The organism is Thauera sp. AutoDN2 (assembly GCF_051280715.1).
Classification (GTDB): domain Bacteria; phylum Pseudomonadota; class Gammaproteobacteria; order Burkholderiales; family Rhodocyclaceae; genus Thauera.
On record NZ_JBNCAR010000042.1, the window covers coordinates 1 to 18,908 of the forward strand.

General features: G+C 67.6%; 22 protein-coding genes. 8 read left to right on the forward strand and 14 right to left on the reverse strand.

The window, feature by feature from the left end:
- Nucleotides 1-323: 323 nt before the first annotated feature.
- From ACPT9U_RS15940 to ACPT9U_RS15950, 3 genes are all read right to left on the reverse strand, one after another.
- Nucleotides 324-1,415, reverse strand: coding sequence for a porin (locus ACPT9U_RS15940; RefSeq protein ID WP_435751632.1), 1,092 nt, complete (start codon nucleotides 1,413-1,415; stop codon nucleotides 324-326).
- 174 nt (nucleotides 1,416-1,589) lie between these two features.
- Nucleotides 1,590-1,991, reverse strand: a complete 402-nt coding sequence (locus ACPT9U_RS15945; RefSeq protein ID WP_435751633.1) for a type II toxin-antitoxin system VapC family toxin — start codon at nucleotides 1,989-1,991, stop codon at nucleotides 1,590-1,592.
- Nucleotides 1,988-2,218 (reverse strand): type II toxin-antitoxin system Phd/YefM family antitoxin, encoded by a 231-nt coding sequence (locus ACPT9U_RS15950; protein WP_435751634.1) that lies wholly within the window; start codon nucleotides 2,216-2,218, stop codon nucleotides 1,988-1,990. The genes ACPT9U_RS15945 and ACPT9U_RS15950 overlap by 4 nt, the downstream gene beginning before the upstream one ends.
- Nucleotides 2,219-2,370: 152 nt before the next feature.
- Between ACPT9U_RS15950 and ACPT9U_RS15955 the strand changes: the two genes are divergently transcribed.
- The 5 genes from ACPT9U_RS15955 (at nucleotide 2,371) to rpoH (ending at nucleotide 4,656) form a co-directional block, all read left to right on the forward strand.
- On the forward strand, nucleotides 2,371-2,679 hold the full coding sequence (locus ACPT9U_RS15955; protein WP_435751635.1) for a type II toxin-antitoxin system Phd/YefM family antitoxin: 309 nt from the start codon (nucleotides 2,371-2,373) through the stop codon (nucleotides 2,677-2,679).
- Nucleotides 2,676-2,966, forward strand: a complete 291-nt coding sequence (locus ACPT9U_RS15960; RefSeq protein WP_435751636.1) for a type II toxin-antitoxin system RelE/ParE family toxin — start codon at nucleotides 2,676-2,678, stop codon at nucleotides 2,964-2,966. The genes ACPT9U_RS15955 and ACPT9U_RS15960 overlap by 4 nt, the downstream gene beginning before the upstream one ends.
- 105 nt (nucleotides 2,967-3,071) lie before the next feature.
- Entirely contained in the window at nucleotides 3,072-3,320 is a 249-nt protein-coding gene (locus tag ACPT9U_RS15965; RefSeq protein ID WP_435751637.1) for a type II toxin-antitoxin system Phd/YefM family antitoxin, read from the forward strand.
- Nucleotides 3,313-3,753: a putative toxin-antitoxin system toxin component, PIN family gene (locus ACPT9U_RS15970; RefSeq protein ID WP_435751638.1), complete on the forward strand. Its 441-nt coding sequence runs from the start codon at nucleotides 3,313-3,315 to the stop codon at nucleotides 3,751-3,753. Before ACPT9U_RS15965 ends, ACPT9U_RS15970 begins: the two co-directional genes overlap by 8 nt.
- 51 nt (nucleotides 3,754-3,804) lie before the next feature.
- The gene (gene rpoH, locus ACPT9U_RS15975) at nucleotides 3,805-4,656 is read left to right on the forward strand and encodes an RNA polymerase sigma factor RpoH (RefSeq protein WP_435751639.1); all 852 of its coding nucleotides are present in this window, start codon (nucleotides 3,805-3,807) and stop codon (nucleotides 4,654-4,656) included.
- A 70-nt stretch (nucleotides 4,657-4,726) separates the two neighbouring features.
- Here the strand turns inward: rpoH and ACPT9U_RS15980 are convergent, their stop codons facing one another.
- From ACPT9U_RS15980 to ACPT9U_RS16030, 11 genes are all read right to left on the reverse strand, one after another.
- Nucleotides 4,727-5,329 carry an SCO family protein gene (locus ACPT9U_RS15980; RefSeq protein ID WP_435751640.1) on the reverse strand — a complete coding sequence of 201 codons (603 nt, stop codon included), beginning with the start codon at nucleotides 5,327-5,329 and terminating at the stop codon, nucleotides 4,727-4,729.
- A gap of 152 nt (nucleotides 5,330-5,481) precedes the next feature.
- Nucleotides 5,482-5,940 (reverse strand): nuclear transport factor 2 family protein, encoded by a 459-nt coding sequence (locus ACPT9U_RS15985; protein WP_435751641.1) that lies wholly within the window; start codon nucleotides 5,938-5,940, stop codon nucleotides 5,482-5,484.
- Between the two features lie 10 nt (nucleotides 5,941-5,950).
- Entirely contained in the window at nucleotides 5,951-6,865 is a 915-nt protein-coding gene (locus tag ACPT9U_RS15990; protein ID WP_418365122.1) for an SDR family NAD(P)-dependent oxidoreductase, read from the reverse strand.
- Nucleotides 6,862-7,395 (reverse strand): DUF3833 domain-containing protein, encoded by a 534-nt coding sequence (locus ACPT9U_RS15995; protein WP_435751642.1) that lies wholly within the window; start codon nucleotides 7,393-7,395, stop codon nucleotides 6,862-6,864. Before ACPT9U_RS15995 ends, ACPT9U_RS15990 begins: the two co-directional genes overlap by 4 nt.
- 11 nt (nucleotides 7,396-7,406) lie before the next feature.
- The gene (locus ACPT9U_RS16000; protein WP_418365124.1) at nucleotides 7,407-8,897 is read right to left on the reverse strand and encodes an MFS transporter; all 1,491 of its coding nucleotides are present in this window, start codon (nucleotides 8,895-8,897) and stop codon (nucleotides 7,407-7,409) included.
- Complete coding sequence (locus ACPT9U_RS16005) at nucleotides 8,894-9,442, reverse strand: chalcone isomerase family protein (protein WP_418365125.1); 549 nt, start codon at nucleotides 9,440-9,442, stop codon at nucleotides 8,894-8,896. The genes ACPT9U_RS16000 and ACPT9U_RS16005 overlap by 4 nt, the downstream gene beginning before the upstream one ends.
- The gene (locus tag ACPT9U_RS16010; RefSeq protein ID WP_435751643.1) at nucleotides 9,442-10,683 is read right to left on the reverse strand and encodes a class I SAM-dependent methyltransferase; all 1,242 of its coding nucleotides are present in this window, start codon (nucleotides 10,681-10,683) and stop codon (nucleotides 9,442-9,444) included. The genes ACPT9U_RS16005 and ACPT9U_RS16010 overlap by 1 nt, the downstream gene beginning before the upstream one ends.
- Entirely contained in the window at nucleotides 10,683-11,441 is a 759-nt protein-coding gene (locus tag ACPT9U_RS16015; protein WP_418365233.1) for a DUF1365 domain-containing protein, read from the reverse strand. The genes ACPT9U_RS16010 and ACPT9U_RS16015 overlap by 1 nt, the downstream gene beginning before the upstream one ends.
- A gap of 86 nt (nucleotides 11,442-11,527) precedes the next feature.
- Complete coding sequence (locus ACPT9U_RS16020; RefSeq protein WP_435751644.1) at nucleotides 11,528-12,901, reverse strand: NAD(P)/FAD-dependent oxidoreductase; 1,374 nt, start codon at nucleotides 12,899-12,901, stop codon at nucleotides 11,528-11,530.
- A gap of 5 nt (nucleotides 12,902-12,906) precedes the next feature.
- Nucleotides 12,907-13,713 carry a GTP cyclohydrolase FolE2 gene (gene folE2, locus ACPT9U_RS16025; RefSeq protein ID WP_418365128.1) on the reverse strand — a complete coding sequence of 269 codons (807 nt, stop codon included), beginning with the start codon at nucleotides 13,711-13,713 and terminating at the stop codon, nucleotides 12,907-12,909.
- Entirely contained in the window at nucleotides 13,710-13,949 is a 240-nt protein-coding gene (locus tag ACPT9U_RS16030) for a hypothetical protein (protein WP_435751645.1), read from the reverse strand. Before ACPT9U_RS16030 ends, folE2 begins: the two co-directional genes overlap by 4 nt.
- 202 nt (nucleotides 13,950-14,151) lie before the next feature.
- On the opposite strand from ACPT9U_RS16030, the gene ACPT9U_RS16035 reads away from it, so the two are divergent.
- The 3 genes from ACPT9U_RS16035 to recQ form a co-directional block, all read left to right on the forward strand.
- Nucleotides 14,152-15,834, forward strand: a complete 1,683-nt coding sequence (locus ACPT9U_RS16035; protein WP_418365234.1) for a Na/Pi cotransporter family protein — start codon at nucleotides 14,152-14,154, stop codon at nucleotides 15,832-15,834.
- A 125-nt stretch (nucleotides 15,835-15,959) separates the two neighbouring features.
- Nucleotides 15,960-16,874 carry a MerR family transcriptional regulator gene (locus ACPT9U_RS16040; protein ID WP_418365130.1) on the forward strand — a complete coding sequence of 305 codons (915 nt, stop codon included), beginning with the start codon at nucleotides 15,960-15,962 and terminating at the stop codon, nucleotides 16,872-16,874.
- Between the two features lie 103 nt (nucleotides 16,875-16,977).
- A partial coding sequence (gene recQ / locus ACPT9U_RS16045) for a DNA helicase RecQ (protein ID WP_435751646.1) occupies nucleotides 16,978-18,908 on the forward strand: 1,931 nt, incomplete at its 3' end.

Here is an 18,908-nt window from a genome sequence, read left to right on the forward strand (position 1 = left end):
GTCGTCGCTACGCTCGACTCGGACAGTCCTCGCCTCTTCAGGAACACCCCGCACGCATCCACGGACCGCTCGTGAGCAAATGAAAGACCTGACCCCAAACCCCCATGAGATTTTCTAACTACAAGCTTGTCGAGCACCTCCTGGCATGGATGAGCAAATGAAAGACCTGACCCCAGAACCTGGGCAGGCTGTCGGGCGAGTTCTTCAAGCTCGACCCACTGCGCTAAAGCGTCGTGTAACGCGACGGTTGATGTGGTGAGCGTGCACGAAAAAACGGGAGCCGAAGCTCCCGTTTTTACTTTCAAACCTGTCTCGGGGACAGATTAGAAAACGTGACGAACACCAACAGCGAAGACGTCGGATTCGTCACCACCAAAGCGGCCAGCGGCAACGTCGGCTGCCGACGGACGGTAAGCAACCGGACCGGCGTCCAGACCAGCATCATTGTCGGTACGGTTGTAGCCAGCGTACGCGGTGGTGCGCTTCGACAGAGCATGGGTGTAGGCGATCGAATACGACTTAGCCTTCAGGTCAGGCTGACCAGCTTCTTCAATCTCGCCCTCGCCATAACCAACATGAACGTTACCCGCCGCACCAACCGGAACGATCACACCAACCTGCCAAATGTTGCCATCGACGGTGCTGTCGTAGCCAGCGCTGCTGACATCCTGGTACGAAGCAGCCAGGGTCAGCATACCGAAGTTGTAGCTACCACCAACCAGCCATTCAGTCTGGTCATCACTACCGGTGACACTAACGGGGTCCTTCAGGTAATGATAGACGGCACCGACCTTCAACGGGCCGTTCGCGTATTCAACACCCAGACCAAAGCGGTCATCATCCGACGGATCCATCAGCTTGCCGCCGAGGGGCTCGACGTAGCTGTTTTCCTGATCACCCATCGCGTAGATAGCGCGAACCTTCAGACCCGAGAACGTGCCGTTGTAGGCAACAGAGTTGTTCCAGCGCGAGCCGCCGCCGGCGTCGATGGTCACAGCTGCGTCGTAGTTCGACAGAATAGCTTGAGCCGACAGGATCGGGGACGAAGCGAGAGCGTCGTACTGGAAGTCATAGCCAGGAGCGTACTGACGACCGAGGCTAACGGTGCCGAAACCACCCGACAGACCGACGAACGACTGGCGCGACTCGTTGCCGAGGCCAGTACCGTTATCGATGTTGTAGCCCTGTTCGAAGGTAAACACGGCGTTCAGGCCGTTGCCCAGAGCTTCGGTGCCACGGAAGCCGAGGCGCGAACTCGACAGGCCGCCGCTGTTGATAGCAGCCATGTCGTTGTCACCGTGCGAACCGAAGCCCATGTAGGCGTCAGCCACACCGTAGATGGTCACGTTCGACTGAGCGAAGGCCGGGGCCGAAACGAGGCCGGCGATGGCCAGCGCGATCAGTTTCTTCTGCATGTGTTTCTCCTCAAATTTGAAGTTGAGACCGCGGCACCTGCCTCGGCCCTACTCACCTCTCTGGCGAGAAGTCGGACCCGATTCTGCAAATCTGCCGACCGGCATGCAAGCACGGGCGCGCTAAAACGCCACATTCCGGGCTTTGTTGTTGCGGGCGTGCAACAGAACGCCTGATCAGCGCCGCGCATCGAGCCGCGGCAGACCCGCATTCCATGCCAGCAGCTTCTCGTCCGCCGTCACCAGCGTGGCGTTGCGAATGCTCGCGGAGGCGGCGATGAAGCGGTCTGCCGGGTCGCGATGCAGATCCGCGAACCCTGCCGCCGCCAGCACGATGCGTCCATCGAGCGCAATCTCGACCAGCCCCGCGCCCAGCAGGCCTGCCCGCCAGCTTTCAACAGCAAGCGGCAGGACGATGCGGCCCTTGTCCACAAGCATCGCGCATTCCCAGAAGCTGATCGCGCTCACCGCGACCTCGCCGGCGCGCCAGGCCTGCTCGATGCGCGCACGCGCCTGCGGCCCGAGCGCGGCATCGTCGGCATCCATCCAGATGAGCACATGCGTATCGAGCACGATCACGACAAGGCCTCCCAGTCGTCGTCGGCGACCGGCGCCACGATGTCACCGAGAATGCGCACGCCCGGATGCAGCCCGAAAGGCGACGATGCGCGCGCGCCCTGATAGGGATGCAGCTCGGCGACCGGCTTGCCGTTCTTGGTGACGACGAGGATCTCGCCGGAGGCCGCCACTTGGTCCATCAGGGCGAGGCAGCGGGCCTTGAATTCGGAAGCTTGAATGGTTTGCATGGTTGCGTTCCTTGGTCAATCGATATGACCATGATCATGACCATGGTTGCTTTTGCGATCAAGCGCAATCGACCCCCGCTGACACAGACGCTTGCCGCGCCGCCTAAAGTAGCTACTATGGATCTATCTCGACACTACTCAGGACACTCGTCATGAAAGTCATGACCGCACGCGAAGCAAAGAACCGGTTCGGCGAATTCCTCGATGCATCGCGCCGGGAGCCGGTCGTCATCACCAAGAATGATCGCCCTGTCGGCATCATGGTGTCGATCGAGGACGCAGCAGACACGCTGTTGCCCGAATTCCTGCTCGACAAGACACCCGGTTACGACGGCTGGCTCTTCGAGAAGGTCACGGCGACGCTCGAGCGCATCGATGCGGGCCAGACCACGCTACATGCCCACGACGAAGCCATGGCGCTGCTACGCGAGCGGGTGGCAGCACGGAATCGTCGTGCATGAACATCCTCTGGACTGGCGAGGCGCTGGACGACCTTGAGGAGATCCTTGTTTATTACCACTCGGAGGCAGGCCCCCTGACTGCGGAAGCCGTCCATTCGCGCATCGTTGCCGAGATCGAAGCCTTGCGCGTCTTCCCGGAGCGTATTCGGGCAAGTACGCGAATCCCGGGGGCACGTGAGCTCGTCGTTCGCCGACTGCCCTACATTGCCTTCGTGAAAGTGACGGATGACTCGGTGATCGTGCTCAACGTCGTTCATACCGCACGGGAATTTCCTGCGCGGCGCTGACGTGCTTGGCCAAGCCCGCCGGCAGCACGCCGCAGCTCGGCAATTGCGTACAACTTGTACAAAACATACAATTCAATCTCACCAAAACGAACAGGAGTCGCCACCATGCGCACCGTATCCGCCACCGAAGCAAAGCAAGGGCTGGCCGGCGTGCTTGACCTGGCCGCGCACGAACCGGTCGTGATCCGCCGCCAGAAGCGCGATGTCGCGGTCCTTCTGTCGATGAAGGAGTACGAGCGCCTCACACGACTCAACGTCGCCGAGTTCCAGCGCTTTTGCGACGCGGTCGGCGACAAGGCGGCAGCGGCGGGGCTGACCGAGGGCAAGCTCGCCGAATTGCTCGCCGATGACTGAATTCCTGCGTTTCGTCGTCGACACGAACGTTCTCGTCAGCCGCTTGCTGGCACCGCGCAGCCCCCCCACCCGGGCGGTCGATCAGGCGCTCGCCCATGGCAATCTGCTCGGCTCGGAGGAAACCCTGGCCGAGCTCGCCGAAGTGCTGGCACGGCCCAAGTTCGACCCGTATGTATCTCGAGAAGACCGCCGCGACTTCATCCGTCTGCTCGGCGGCGTCATGCAGATCGTGCCGATCATTCGCAGGGTGGCGGTTTGCCGCGATCCGCGCGACGACAAATTCCTGGAGCTTGCGGTCGCGGGCGAAGCGGCGGCAATCATCAGTGGGGACAAGGATCTGCTTGTGCTGAACCCATGGCACGGCATTCCCATCCTGACGCCAGCCGACTTCGTCTCGACGCGGAGCCTTCCCGGAACTCCGCCTGCCCCTTAGCACTCTCACGCCCCGAGTGCTAATATTGAGGCGCAAGGAGGACCCAAGCCCATGTCTCAAGCCCTGACCTTCCCCGTTCCCGCCGCCGGCAGCCTGGATCAGTACATCCAGAGCGTGAATCGCATGCCCATGCTGAGCGAGCAGCAGGAGGCGGATCTGGCGACGCGCCTGCGCGACGAAGGTGACGTGAATGCGGCGCGGCAACTGGTGATGTCGCATCTGCGTGTGGTCGTGTCGATCGCGCGCGGCTATCTCGGCTATGGCCTGCCCCACGCCGACCTGATCCAGGAAGGCAACATCGGGCTGATGAAAGCGGTCAAGCGCTTCGACCCGAGCCGCGGTGTGCGGCTGGTGTCGTTCGCGATCCACTGGATCAAGGCCGAGATTCACGAATACATCCTGAAGAACTGGCGCTTGGTGAAGATCGCCACCACCAAGGCGCAGCGCAAGCTGTTCTTCAACCTGCGCGGCATGAAAACGGACAGCACCACGCTGCAGCCCGCCGAGGTGCAGTCGATCGCCACCCAGCTCGGCGTGAAGCCCGAGGAAGTGGTCGAGATGGAAACCCGCCTCACTGGCCGCGACATTCCGCTCGACGCCGGCAGCGACGACGAGGACGAGCGCTTCGCCCCGATCGCCTACCTGCCCGACCCGCACGCCGAACCGTCAGCGCTGGTAGAGCAAGCCGAGCTTGCCCACCTGCAGGACACCGGCCTGCGCGACGCGCTCGCGAGCCTCGACGACCGCAGCCGCGCGATCGTCCAGCGCCGCTGGCTCGCCGAGGGGGACAGCGCCACGCTGCACGAGTTGGCCGCCGAATACGGCGTATCGGCCGAGCGCATCCGCCAGATCGAAGCCAAGGCGATGCAGAAGATGCGGGGGCTGCTGGCGGCGGTGGTGTGAAGCGCCCTCACGGAGCCCGGACAATAATGGCAGCGATCGCTGCCATTATTCGTTTACCCGCTGACAGGCCTCACTTCCCCGCCAGCAGCGCCTTGATATCCGCCGCCATCACCTGCGGGTCTTCGGCGTGCTTCATGTACAGCCGCAGCCGGCCGTCCGGGCCGAAGGCGTAGGTGCCGGCCGAGTGGTCGATGGTGTAGTGGCCGTCGACGTCACCGCTCTTGCGGTAGAACACGCGGAAATCCTTGGCGATCTCGGCGATCTTGTCCGCGCTGCCGTACATGCCGAGAAAGCGCTTGTCGAACAGCGGCACATACTCGGCGAGCAGTTCAGGCGTGTCGCGCTCGGGGTCGACGGTGACGAAGATCACCTGCACGCGGTCGGCATCGGGGCCCAGCGTCTCCATGACCGCGCTCATGCCCGACAGCGCGGTGGGGCACACGTCGGGGCATTGCGTATAGCCGAAGAAGATCGTGACGACCTTGCCCTTGAAGTCGGCGAGCGTGCGCGCCTGGCCGTTGTGATCGGTGAGCGCGAAGCGCTTGCCGTACTCGGCGCCGGTGATGTCGGTGCTCTTGAAGACGGGCTCGGAAGGGGTGCAGCCGGCGAGCAGGCCGATGGCGAGCAGCGGGGCGGCGACGAGACGGGCGACGGTGCGAGGGATTGAAAGCATGCGCGAACCTGTGTGCGGTGTTCTATCAGCGCTCAATGATAGTCCCCTTGCCGGCGTCGGGTCAGCAGGTCCGTGACCGATCGCCGCAGGAGACGGATGCGAAGCATGCATCCGAACAAGCACCACGCTCCCTCGTGCATGCATGGCGTCACTCATCCGGTCGCACTCAGCCTGCGCTTGATCACCCGCATCGCCCCCCCGAGCAGCGGCAGCTTCTCGTACAGCTCCTCGGCGGCATCCCAGTAGTCGCGGTGCAGCGTCACCCGGCCTTCGGCGTCGAAGCGCAGGTGCGTAACGCCCCGCACCGTGAGCGCGCGCCCGCGCAGGCGGAAGTGAAACGCCCACCCGAGCATGGCCTGGGCGCCCTGCTCGATACGATCGGTGACCACGAAGCGCGGCGACTCGGTGGTGGCGAACATGTGCTCGAAGATGCGGCGGATGGCGGGGACGCCGGCGACCTCGTTGAAGGGGTCCTTGAAGCGGGCATCGGGCGCGTAGTACTGGTCGAGCGTGGCGAGGCTGGCGGGCGTCAAGGTTTCATAGAAGTCGGCCAGGCGGCGCGCAGAACTCGGATTCGCACCCCGGTCAGGCACGGCAGCCTCATCGCTCATCGATGCCTCCTCAAAGCCCGGTCGCACGGCGCACGAGCGGGAAGTACATCCGTCGCGGCAGCCACTGCAGCAGCTTCAGCACGCGTGTGAAGCGCTTCGGGAAGTGGATCTCGAAGTCGCCGCGTGCGAAGCCTTCCACGATCGCGTCGGCCGCCTGCGCCGGCGTCTGCAGCGCCGGCATGGCGAAGTCGTTCTGCGCGGTGAGCGGCGTGGCGACGAAGCCGGGGTCGATCAGGAAAACGTCGATGCCGCGCGGGGCGAGGTCGAGGTGCAGCACCTCGGCGAAGTTGATCAGCGCAGCCTTGGACGGGCCATACACCGCAGCCTTCGGCAGTCCGCCGTAGCCCGCGACGCTTCCCACCAGCGCGAGCGCCCCATTGCCCTGCGCGAGCAGGGTCGGCAGTACGGCGGCGACGCCGCTCATGGTCCCGAAGAGGTTGACGTCGAGGGTTTCGCGTACGGCGTCGGCGGTCAGCTCCCAGGCGCGCAGCGGGCGGTAGGTGCCGGCGTTGAACACGACAAGGTCGATGCCGCCCCAGTGGGCAAGGATGTCGTCGCGGACGCGGGCGAAGGTGTCAGCGTCGGTGAGGTCCAGCGCCAGAGCGAGACTGCGATCCGCCGCAAGCTCCGGCCGCAGCATTGTGGGAGCGGTACTGGAGGGCGCGGTGGCGCTCCCGGCGTGGGCAGGAGAGATGGTGTTGGCCAGCGCACGCGCAGCGTCGCAGGCCGCGCACACCGCACGCAGCTTGTCCGCGCCGCGCGCCGACAGTGCCAGGCGGGCGCCACGGCGCGCGAGCGCGAGCGCGAGCGCCTCGCCGATGCCCGACGAGGCGCCGACGATCCACACCCGTCTGCCGGCCCAGTCGCGAATCGGCGTGTTGAGCGGGCCGAACAGGCGCTGCAGCACGCCCGCGCCAAGGTTCATTGCGGCGCCCGCTTGACGAAGCTCAGCGTGACCTCGCCCAGCCGGAAGCCGAACTTGCTCATCACCGAGCGGTTGAGCATGACCTTGTCGTCCATCAGGAACATCCAGTCGTCGAAGTCGACGTTATAGACCTTGTCGTCCACCGGCAGCGCAAGCACGTAGCGCCAGCGCAGCGCGTTGCCCGCGGCCTCGCCGCTGGCAACGCCGACCACGTCGTCCGCGCGGCCGGTGTAGCGCCCTTCGCCGAGGCGGGTGAGGGTCCACACGCGGCGCTGCGTGCTGCCGTCGGAATAGGTGAAGCGCTCATCGAGCGTGCCGACCGCACCCTGCCAACTCGCCTCGATGACGACATGGAAGCGCTTGACCACCTTGCCCGAGCGGTCCTGGAACATGCCCCAGGCGTCGAGCGTGCCGTCGAAGTAGTCGCGCAGCTCGAGCACCGGCTGCTCCGCACGATAGTGATCCACATTCACGCTGCTGCACCCCCACAGGCCGAACACGGCCACCAAGATCAACCAGAAACGTTTCATTCGCCTTCTCCTCATTCAAGCTCATCTGCAGTCGCTCGCCGCAACCGTGGGAACGGGCCTGCCTGCGAATACCCCGGCTCGATCGCATGCCGCCACCGCCACAGCAGCACGATGGCCCCGAGCTTGAGCGCTAGCGGCGCAAAGCCATACACCCGGGCCAGCGCCGACACCGCCGCAGCGTCGCGCGCACCCGGCGCGTAGCCGAGCAGCGCGAGCAGCGGGAGCGCCAGGCCGGCCGCGAGCGCCAGGTTGGCCTTGGTGACGAAGTTCCACCAGCCGAAGCAGGCGCCCGCCGGCAGCGACTCGCACCGCGTGTCCGCCTGGCCCTGTACGCCGCATGTCGCGTGCGCCCCGCCCCGCCCGTCCTTCCCTTCCTCTACAGCCCCGCAGGCCGCTCCTGCCCCCTCGCCCTCTGCGCCGGTACCGACTGGCGCGACCACGGGCAGGGCTGCTCGCCCATGGCTGCGCGCAATCAGGTCGGCGAGGAGGGACGGCGGAAGGCTCAGGTCAGCGCCCAGCGCCACACCCGACAGCACACAGATCAGCGCGTAGGCGAACACATCCCCGCTGCCCAGTAGACCTGCCCACGCGAACACAGCCACCGCCAGCACCATGCCGGCGAGCCAGGCGCGCAGCTTGCCGACGCGGCGCGACACCCTCACCCACAGCGGCAGGCTCGCCGCCGCTGCGAAGAAGTACAGCGCGAGAAAGCCGCCCGCAAGCGATTCGGCCTGCAGCACGTCAGCGACGAAGAACAGCACCGTGGCCGAGGGAATCGCCGCAGCGATGCCATTGGCCGCGAACACCGCGAGCAGGCAGGCGAAGGCCGGCGCGCGCAGCACCGCGATCAGCCCGCGCCAGACCGGGGCCGCGCGGCCCGGACGAGGCGACGGGACGGGCGCACGCAGCAAGGTCCACAACCCGAAACCGGCGAGCAGCGGCAGGAACACCCAGGCCAGGCGCGCGAGCCCGGCCGCCTCACCGGCGCCCGCCGCGAGCACCCCGGGCAGCGCCGCCGCCAGCACCACGCCCACGAGCGCAAAGGCTTCGCGGCTGGCGACGAAGCGGGTGCGCGCATCCGGCGTATCGGCGACCTCGGCCCCCCATGCGTTATAGGCGATGGTCGCCACCGAGTAGGCTAGCGACACCCCGACCAGCAACGCGAACAGCCACAGCGCGCCTGCCCCTTCGGGCGGAATCAGCAGGCCGAGCATGCCCAGCGCAAGTGCCGGCAAGGCGAGCGCCACCCACAGCCGGCGCCGCGGCAGCCGGTCGTTGGCCCAGCCGATGAGGGGGTCGGTGACCGCATCGACGATACGCGCGGCGAGCAATACCGCGCCCACCAGCGCGAGCGACAGGCCTACCCCCTCCGCATACAGGCGGGGTACATGGACGTAGATCGGCAGCGCGGCGAAGGCAAGCGGCAGGCCGAGCGCGCCGTAAGCAACGAGGGACTGTCGCGGCACCGCGCCTCCGGCGGCACGCCCGGCCGGGGGGTTCATCGCGCGGCTTTCGCCAGCCCGAGCAACTGCGCGCGCAGTTGCGGCTCACGCGTGCGCGGATCGAGCCAGATGGCGAAGAAGGCGTGCGCCAGTTCGGGGTCGTCGATCTCGCCGCTGGGCCGGCCCTGATGCCAGAACCGAGCCCCCTCTCCCGGCCGGTGCAGCGCTGCAAGGGTGTCGCCAGCGGCCACCGAGGGCAGCGCGTCGGCAAGCGCCTCGCGCCAGCGCGCGAGCCGGACTTCGTCGGTGAAACCGAGGCGGCGCATTTCGTCAACACTGACGCTCACCAGCCGCTCGCCGCTGATCGCACGCGCGTAGCGGATCGACAGCACATGCTCGCCCTCGACCGCCGCCTCGCCGCGCGCACCCGCCCACAGCGCGGCGTCATAGAGCTTGAAGCCGAGCCAGCGCATCTCGCCCTCGCCGATGCGCTCCAGCGGCGCAGCGACCGCCTGCACCGCCGCAGGCAGGCCGACCGCGGCGGCCGGAACCGCTGCACCCAGTGCCAGCATCAGCGCAACGAGCACAGCCGGTGCGCGCAGCATCACCGCGCTCCCGGCCCTTGTCCGGCGTGCGCGAACACGTAGTGATGCACGTCGATGTCGCCGGTCTCGAAGCCCGCTTCGCAGTAAGACAGATAGAAGCGCCACATGCGCAGGAAACGCTCGGGAAAGCCCTGGGCGCGCACCGCGGTGGATTGCGCCTCGAAGGCGCGGTGCCAGTGCGCCAGCGTGCGCGCGTAGTCGCGGCCGAAGGCGAAATCGCCCACCACGTCCAGCCCCACGCGCTGCGCCTGCTGCGCCACCGCGCCCGGGCTGGGTAGCATGCCGCCGGGGAAGACGTGGCGCTGGATGAAGTCGGTGCCGCGGCGGTAGCGCGTGAACAGCGCATCGTCGATGGTGATCGCCTGCACCACGCAGCGCCCGCCCGGCTTCAACAGCGCGGAGAGCTGGGCGAAGTAGGTGGGCCAGAAGCGCTCGCCCACCGCCTCGATCATCTCGATGGAGACGATGTGGTCATACTTGACGCGCACGTCGCGATAGTCGCAGAGCTCGAAATCCACCTTGTCGGCAAAGCCGCCACGCTCCGCGCGCGCGCGTGCGAACGCGAGCTGCGAGGGCGACAGCGTAATGCCGAGCACCTTGCAGCCGAACTCGGTGGCGGCGACCTCGGCGAAGCCGCCCCAGCCGCAGCCCACTTCCAGAATCGTCTGCCCGGGCCGGGCGCCGAGCTCGCCGAGGATGCGGCGGTACTTGCGCAGCTGCGCGTCGGCCAGCGACTCGTCCGGCGAGGCGAACACCGCCGCCGAGTAAGTCATGGTCGGGTCGAGCCAGAGCGCGTAGAAGTCGTTGCCGAGGTCGTAGTGGGCCTCGATGTTGCGCCGCGAGCCGCTGCGCGTGTTGGCGCGCAGCAGGTGCTGCAGGCGGTGGCTCAGCAGGCGGAACATGCGGCCGTAGATCGCGCCCTGCAGGCGGGTGCGGTTGGCCGACAGCAGGCGCAAGAGGCCGGTGAGGTCCTCGGTGTCCCACAGGCCGTCCATCCAGGCCTCGCCGAAGCCGATGTCGCCGCGCGCGAGCGCCTCGTCGAACACCGCGTGGTCGCGCACACGCAGGTGCGCCACGAGCGGGCCACGGCCTGCGCGCACGCGCACGCCGTCGGGCAGTTCCACCGCGAGCGCGCCACCGTCGAGGCGGTCGAGCATCTCCAGGCACAGCCGGGTCGCACGCGGCAGGCGCGCAAGGCGCAGGCCGGCAAGCGGCTGCAGGGCGTGGTCGAGTGCGTTCATCAGGAGATCTCCTCGATCGGCGGCGCGGGCTTGCGGAAGAAGCTCACCCGGCGCAGGGCCAGGCGCAACGCCTGCCAGTGGATGCGGGCGACGACGCCCAGGGTCATGAACGGCTGGCGCGCAAGCCACTTCGCCATGCTGCGCCCGGTGATGGCCTCGGCGCGGCCCGACAGGCGGGTGGACAGCTGACGCTGCCCGCCGTCCCAGAGCTCGATCGACACCGCATGCACCGTGCCGAGCCGTTCGAAACGGAAGCGGTATTCACCGCGCACCGGGAAGAAGGGCGAGACATGAAAGCGTTTGCTGGCGCGCAGTTCGTCGCCGGAGGCGATCGGGTGCAAGTCGGGGTGATGCACCAGGTAGTTGTGACGCTCGCCGAAGGTGTTGTTCACCTCGGCCAGCACGGCGCGCAGCGCACCCTCGCCGTCGTGGCAGAACCAGAAGCTCACCGGGTTGAAGACGAAGCCGAAGATCCGCGGCATGGTCTGCAGCACGATCTCGCCGTCGCACACCCGGTCCAGCCCGCGCTCGCTCAGCAAGGCGCGAATCCATGGCAGCAGGGGCGAGCCATCGCGTGCGCCATGGTCGCGACGGCGGAAGCTGATCGGGCGGGCACGCTCGATGCCCAACAGCGGCACACGCAAGGCGTCGAGGCGGCCAAGCGGAAGACGCAGAAAGGCCGTCGGGTAGACGAAGCGGTTGTGCGCCTGCACGTGGCGTTCGTGCATGACCGCACCGAAGCAGACCACGGGACGCAGCGCAGAGGCCGTCTCGAGCGCCACATTGCCGCAGTCGGGGGCGGAAACCGCGGGCCGCAGTGCGTCCCGCGGACGGGTGCCCCCCATCACGCAGTCACCTCGCACGCCACGCCCGTCAAACCCTGCGCCGGCACGCGGCCACGCCGCCACGGCACCTCCACGCCCATCGCCTCCACCACCGCGATGGCCGACTTGAGGCCATCCTCGTGGAAGCCGTAGCCGGTCCAGGCCCCGGCGAACCAGCAGCGGTCGCGCCCCTGGATCGCGGACAGCGCAGCCTGAGCGTCGATCGCGGCGTGGTCGAAGACAGGATGCGCGTATTCGATGCGGCGGAAGGTCTTGTCCGCCGCGGGCTCGGTGAAGGGGTTCAGCGACACCACCACCGGCGTGTCGAAAGGCAGCGGCTGCAGGCGGTTGATCAGGTAGCTCACCGAGACCGGGCGCGCATCGGGCGCGCCGGCGCCGGCGAGGTAGTTCCACGCCGACCACACCTTGGGGCGCCGCGGCAGCAGCGCAGTGTCGGTATGCAGATGCGCGACGTTCGCCTGATAGCGCACGGCGCCGAGGATGCGGCGTTCGTCCGCGCTCGCCTCACCATCGAGAATGGCCAGCGCCTGGTCGCTGTGGCACGCGAACACCACCTCGTCGAAACGTTCGGGGCCGTCCGCAGTGTGCACCCACACCCCTTCGGCGACGCGCACCACCTTGCGCACCGGCGCGTTCACGCGCACGTCGGGCAGATTGGCAAGCATGCGCCGCACGTAGGTCCGCCCTCCGCCCTTCACCGTGCGCCAGGTCGGGCGGTCCAGGATCTGCAGCAGCCCATGGTTATGGCAGAACTGCACGAAGGTCGCGAGCGGGTAAGCCAGCATGGTGCGCGTCGGGCAGGACCAGATCGCTGCGGCCATGGGCAACAGATACCAGTCGCGGAAGGCCTTCGAGTAGGCCTCGGCATCGAGGTATTCGCCCAGCGACAGCGCCGGCATCGTGCCCTCCGTCGCCATGCGGGTGGTCTCGCGGTTGAAGCGCAGGATGTCGCGCAGCATGGAGAGAAAGGCCGGACGCACCAGGTTGGCGCGTTGGGCGAATACGCTGGCGAGGTCGGTGCCGGCCCATTCGATCTCGGGCTCGGCGAGGCTGACGCCGAAGCTCATCTCGGTTTCGACCGCCTCCACGCCGAGCATCGCAAACAGCGCACACAGGTTGGGGTAGGTGCGGCGGTTGAACACCAGGAAGCCGGTGTCGACCGGATGGGTGAGGCCGTCGATCGTCACGTCGATGGTGTTGGTGTGGCCGCCAACGTAGCTGCCCGCCTCGAACAGGGTGACGTGCTCGTGCGACGCGAGCAGCCAGGCCGTGGACAGCCCGGCGATGCCGCCGCCGATCACCGCCACCCGCCGCCCCCCGGCGTGTGCCCCCCGCTGCGCCGCTTGCAGGCGGTCAATCTCGCCCATCTTCATGGCGTTTACTCCGGCGCGTTCTCGCCCTCGATCAGGGCGTAGGCGGAATGGTTGTGGATCGACTCGAAGTTCTCGGACTGCACCCGCCACGAGGCCACGCGGGCATCGCCACGCAGGCGCAGCGCGATGTCGCGCACCAGATCCTCGACGAACTTGGGATTGTCGTAGGCACGCTCGGTGACCCACTTCTCGTCCGGGCGCTTGAGCAAGCCAAAGACCTCGCACGAGGCTTCTTCCTCGGCCATGCGCACCAGTTCGCGCAGGCCAAGGTCGCCACGCAGCGTGGCCGAGATCGTGATGTGCGAGCGCTGGTTGTGCGCACCGTAGTCCGAGATCTTCTTCGAACACGGGCACAGGCTGGTGACCGGCACCACCGCCTCGAGCGTGGTGCGCACCTCGCCGCCTTCGGGTTTCTCGACCACCATCCGGGCGTCCATGTCGAGCAGGCTGTCCACGCCCGAAACCGGCGCGGTCTTCTTCATGAACCAGGGGAAGCGCGCCTCGATGCGGCCACTGGAAGCCTCGAGCCGCTCCAGCATGCCGGCGAACAGCGTGCGCATGCCGTCGAGGTCGAGCGCTTCGCGCTCCGCCTCGAGCAACTCGACGAAACGCGACATGTGCGTACCCTTCACGTCGGCCGGCAGCCCCACGGTCATCTCCAGCGTGGCGACGGTGTGCTGCACGCTGGCGTCTACATCGCGAATCGACATCGGGTAGCGCAGGCCGCGCACGCCCACATGCTGGATGACGAGCGCGCGATGGTCGGCGCTGGACTGGACGTCGGGCAGGAAGAACTTTTCCGGGGCGTTCATGATTTGACCTCTTGCGTGGCGGGATGGGGGCGGAGCGGCAGATCGGGACGATGGAGCAGCAACATCAGTTCGAGCGTGGCAGGCATGGACGCCCCCGCACCGGTCGGGCCCTGCACCACCGCAGCGCCCGCCTGCGGCGCGTGCTCGACCACCGGAGCGGACGCCGAAGCGGCCGACACGAGGAGCAGGGCGGCGGCGAGGGAGCCTGCACACCGGCGCAACACATTTGCGCTCATAGCTATGTCCTGGACAAGAATTGATGACGATCTCACCTTAGACCGAGTCATTCTCCATGTCAATCGTTTGTCCAGGACAAACTGGATTTTTTGTCCAGACATGAAACAAGCGTTTGCGCCCTGTTGCGCATAATTCACACCCCGGTCGGACGCCGCGGTATTACGCTTCCGTGACAACGATCATTGCCCAGCGGAGGCCAACCTGGACACCAGCCACATCGACGCCTACACCATCTCTGCCGGCCTGCTCGGCGGCATCGGCCTGTTCCTGCTTGGCATGCACATGCTCACCGAAGGCCTGAAGCTGGCGGCCGGCCGTGCACTCGAGGGCCTGCTCGAACGTGGCACCGCCACGCCTGTTCGCGGTCTGGGCGCGGGGATGACGATGACCGCGCTGGTGCAGTCCTCAACCGCGGTCACGGTGGCCAGCATCGGCTTCGTCAACACCGGTCTGCTGTCGCTGCAGAACGCGATGTGGGTGATCTTCGGCTCCAACGTGGGTACCACCCTCAATGCCTGGCTGGTGGCGGCGCTGGGCTTCAGCTTCAAGATCGACGCCTTCGCCCTCCCCTTCGTCGGCATCGGCGCAGTGACGATGCTGGCTGGGCGCACCGTGCGCCAGCGCGCGCTGGGCCAGGCCCTGGCGGGCTTCGGCGTGCTCTTCCTGGGCATCGACGTGCTCAAGGACACGTTCTCGGGCTTCGGTGCGGAGATGAACCTGCAGGACCACATCAGCCCGGGCGTCCTCGGCTGGCTGACGCTGGTCGGCATCGGTACCTTGCTGACGGTGCTGATGCAGGCTTCGGGCGCCGTGATCGCAATCATCATCACCGCCGCACAGGGCGGACTGATGTCGATCGAGGCCGCCTGCGCAATGGTGATCGGCACCAACATCGGCACAACCTCCACCGCCATCCTGTCCGCGCTCGGCGCGACCTCGAATGCACGACGCCTGGCCGCGACCCACGTGATCTTCAACCTCGTTACCGGCGCGGTGGCGATCGCGCTGCTGCCGGTGCTGATCAGCCTGCTCGGCCTGCTGCGGGAATGGTTCGAGCAGCCGGCGACGCCGGCGGTGATGTTGGCAATGTTCCATTCCGCGTTCAACCTGCTGGGCGTATTGCTGATGGTGCCGCTGGCACGCCCGCTGCAGCGCTTCCTTGCCGGTCATTTCCGCAGTCGCGAGGAAGAGATCGCCCGCCCCCGGCATCTCGACGCCCCTTCGCTGGCGGTGCCGGACCTCGCCCTGCGCGCACTGCGGCTCGAGCTCAGCCGCACGCAGTCCTTCGCCGTGACGGCGCTCACCGCCGCCTCCCGCGTGCCCCCGGACGAGCCCTGGATCGAACGCCAGGCGAGTGCGCTCGATGCCCTTGCGCCAGCCATCTCGAGCTACGTGAGCAAGCTCAGTGCAGGCCGCCTGCCGCCCGCACTGGTCGAGGGGCTCGCACACAGCCTGCGCGCACTGCAGTACCAGGAGAGCGCAGTGCTCGCCGTGCGCCAGGCCTGCGCACTGGCCACCACGCTGGGCGCGCCGCCCGATGCCGAACTCGAGCACGCTGCCGCCGCCTTCCGCCAGGCGACCGCCACCCTGGCCGCGGGCGCAGACGCGGCACGCGGCGACTTCAGCGCGGTGGCCGTCGAGGTGCGCCTGGAGGAAACCGAAGCGCGCTACCAGGCGTTCAAGGAGGCACTGCTGCTTGCCGGCGCGCATGCCCGCATCGACATCGGCACGATGCAGGACTGGCTGCGTCTGGCGAGCATGGAGCGGCGCGCCGTCGAACAGGTGGCCAAGGCCGCACGCATGCTGGCGGTGCTGGACGGCGATCTCAGCCCGCAGCAGGCCAAGGACGCAGCGGAACAGGAATCCGCGCACGAAGGCGCATGAGTCCGGCACCCTCCTTCGCCCAGCGAGACAGCCCCGTTTCCTGACCCAGTTTGTCCTGGACAAACTGGGGGCGGATGCCTAAGATCAGGTCAATCGCTCCCTGTAACGAATTGAACACGTCCTCGATGAACGCCCCCACCCAACCCGAAGCCGCTTTCAGTATCGCCGCCGTCGAGCGTGACACCGGCCTGGCCAAGGACACGCTGCGCGTGTGGGAACGACGGTACGGCTTTCCTGCCCCGTCACGCGATGCGAATGGAGAACGTCTCTATCCGACCGAGCAGGTCGAGAAGCTGCGCCTGATCCGACGCCTGATCGACCACGGACGGCGCCCGGCGGGTATCGTCGGCGCGAGCGTCCAGGAGCTGAGCGAGATGCTCGACGGCTGCCTGTGCCCGAACGTGAGCGCCACTGGCCGTTGCGACGACGGCTTGCTCGAGCTGGTGCGCCTTCACCGCAGCGCCGAGCTCGCCGCCGCGCTGCGCCAGACGCTGTTGAAGCAGGGCCTGCAGCGCTTTGTCGCCGACACCATCGCCCCGCTCGCCGCGGCGGTGGGCGAGGCGTGGATGCGCGGCGAGGTCGACGTGGCCGAAGAGCATCTGTTCACCGAGCAGGTGCAGAACGTGCTTCGCGGCGCAATTGGGACCCATGCCGCCAACGGCGGACGACCGCGGGTGCTGCTGACCACCTTCCCCGAGGAGGAGCACGTGCTCGGCCTGCTGATGGCCGAAGCCATGCTCGTGCCGGAAGGAGCCAGCTGCCTGTCGCTCGGCACCCGCACCCCGCTCGCCGACATCCGCAGCGCTGCCATGAGTGGCGGCTTCGACATCGTCGGCCTGTCCTTCAGCATCGCCTATCCCGCCCGCCAGGCGATCGACGGCCTGCTCGCGCTGCGCGAGATGCTGCCGCCCGAACTCGACATCTGGGCTGGTGGCGCGGCGGTCCGTGACAAGCAGAAGCGACTCCCGGGCATCCAGGTGGTAGGCGGCCTCGATGACACCCTGGCCGCCCTGCAGGACTGGCGCACGAGACACCCCTGATCGGCGGCCAGGGCAACCGCCCGTCCCACCAATCCCGTCCAGCTCATTCGCGCCCCCCTCGATCGCCAGCCCGAGCCTTGAGCTGCGGCGGTAAAATGCGCGCATGTTTGCCGACCCCGACGCCCAGCCCTTCCCCAACACCGACACCCACCGCCCTTCCGCCGCCGAACCGGCGCCTCCGCACGCCGTGGCGGGCGAGCCTTGCGCGGTCGCCGGTGACGCGGCCCTCACCGAGTCGGCACACCGCATTCTCGAGCACGTCTTCGGCTATCCCGCCTTCCGCGGCGAGCAGCAGCAGATCGTCGAGCACGTGGCCCGCGGCGGCGACGCGCTGGTGCTGATGCCCACCGGCGGCGGCAAGTCGCTGTGCTACCAGATTCCCGCGCTGCTGCGAGAAGGCACCGCGATCGTCGTTTCACCGCTGATCGCGCTGATGCAGGACCAGGTAAGTGCGCTGGTCGAAGCCGGCGTCAACGCCGCCTTCCTCAACTCGAGCCTGGACATGGACGCCGCGCGCAGTGTGGAGCGCGCGCTCTGGGACGGCACGCTCGACCTGCTCTACGTCGCCCCCGAACGGCTGATGACGCCACGCTTCCTCGACCAGCTCGACCACCTGCGCGACACCGGCCGGCTGGCACTGTTCGCGATCGACGAGGCGCACTGCGTATCACAGTGGGGGCACGACTTCCGCCCCGAGTACCTGCAACTCTCGATCCTGCCCGAACGCTACCCCGCCATCCCGCGCATCGCACTCACCGCCACCGCCGACCGCCAGACCCGCGAAGAAATCGCCGAGCGGCTGAACCTGACCCGCGCGCGCCGCTTCGTCTCCAGCTTCGACCGCCCCAACATCCGCTACACCATCGTTGACAAGGACGACGCGCGCCGCCAGTTGCTGCACTTCATCCGCGAGGAATGCCCCGGCCAGGCGGGCATCGTGTATTGCCTGTCGCGGCGCAAGGTGGAAGAGACCGCTGCCTGGCTGCAGGAGCAGGGCCTCAACGCCCTGCCCTACCACGCAGGTATGGCACAGGAGATGCGCGCCGAGCACCAGACGCGCTTTTTGCGCGAAGACGGCCTGATCATGGTGGCGACCATCGCCTTCGGCATGGGCATCGACAAGCCCGACGTGCGCTTCGTCGCGCACCTCGACCTGCCGCGCTCGATCGAGGGCTACTACCAGGAAACCGGCCGCGCCGGCCGAGACGGCCTGCCGGCGCAGGCGTGGATGGCGTGGGGGGCGCAGGACGTGGTGCAGCAGCGGCGCATGATCGACGAATCCGAGGCGAGCGAGGAGTTCAAGCGCCTGGCCCGCAACCGGCTCGACGTGCTGGTCGGCCTGGTCGAAGCCACCACCTGCCGCCGCCAGCACCTGCTCGCCTATTTCGGCGAGGAATCCAGCTCCTGCGGCAACTGCGACAACTGCCTCCACCCGCCGCAGACCTGGGACGCCACCGAAGCCGCACGCAAGGCGTTGAGCTGCGTGTATCGCACCGGACAGCGCTATGGCGCCGGCCACCTGATCGACGTGCTGCGCGGCGAACGCACCGACAAGGTCGTCGAGCGTGGCCATCAGGACATCACCACTTTCGGCATCGGCAGCGAGTTCGACGAGAAGCGCTGGCGCACGGTGTTCCGCCAGCTCGTCGCGCGCGAGTTCGTCGCGGTGGACCACGAACGCTACAACGCCCTGCGCCTTACCGACGCCGCGCGCCCGCTGCTGCGCGGCGAGGCCGAATTCCACCTGCGCCTCGAGCGCGAACGCAGCCGCAGCCGCGGCAAGCGCCGCAGCAGCCCCCCGGCCGACCTCCCCGCGGGCATCCCCACCACCCTCTTCGACCGCCTGCGCGCCTGGCGCTTCGCCACGGCCAAGGAGCGCAACGTGCCCGCCTACGTCGTCTTCCCCGACGCCACGCTGCGCGAGATCGCCCTCCACCGCCCGCAGTCGCTGGCCGAGCTCGCCGGCATCAGCGGTGTGGGCGATCGCAAGCTGGAACACTACGGCGCGGCGATCCTGGAGATCGTGGGCGAGGC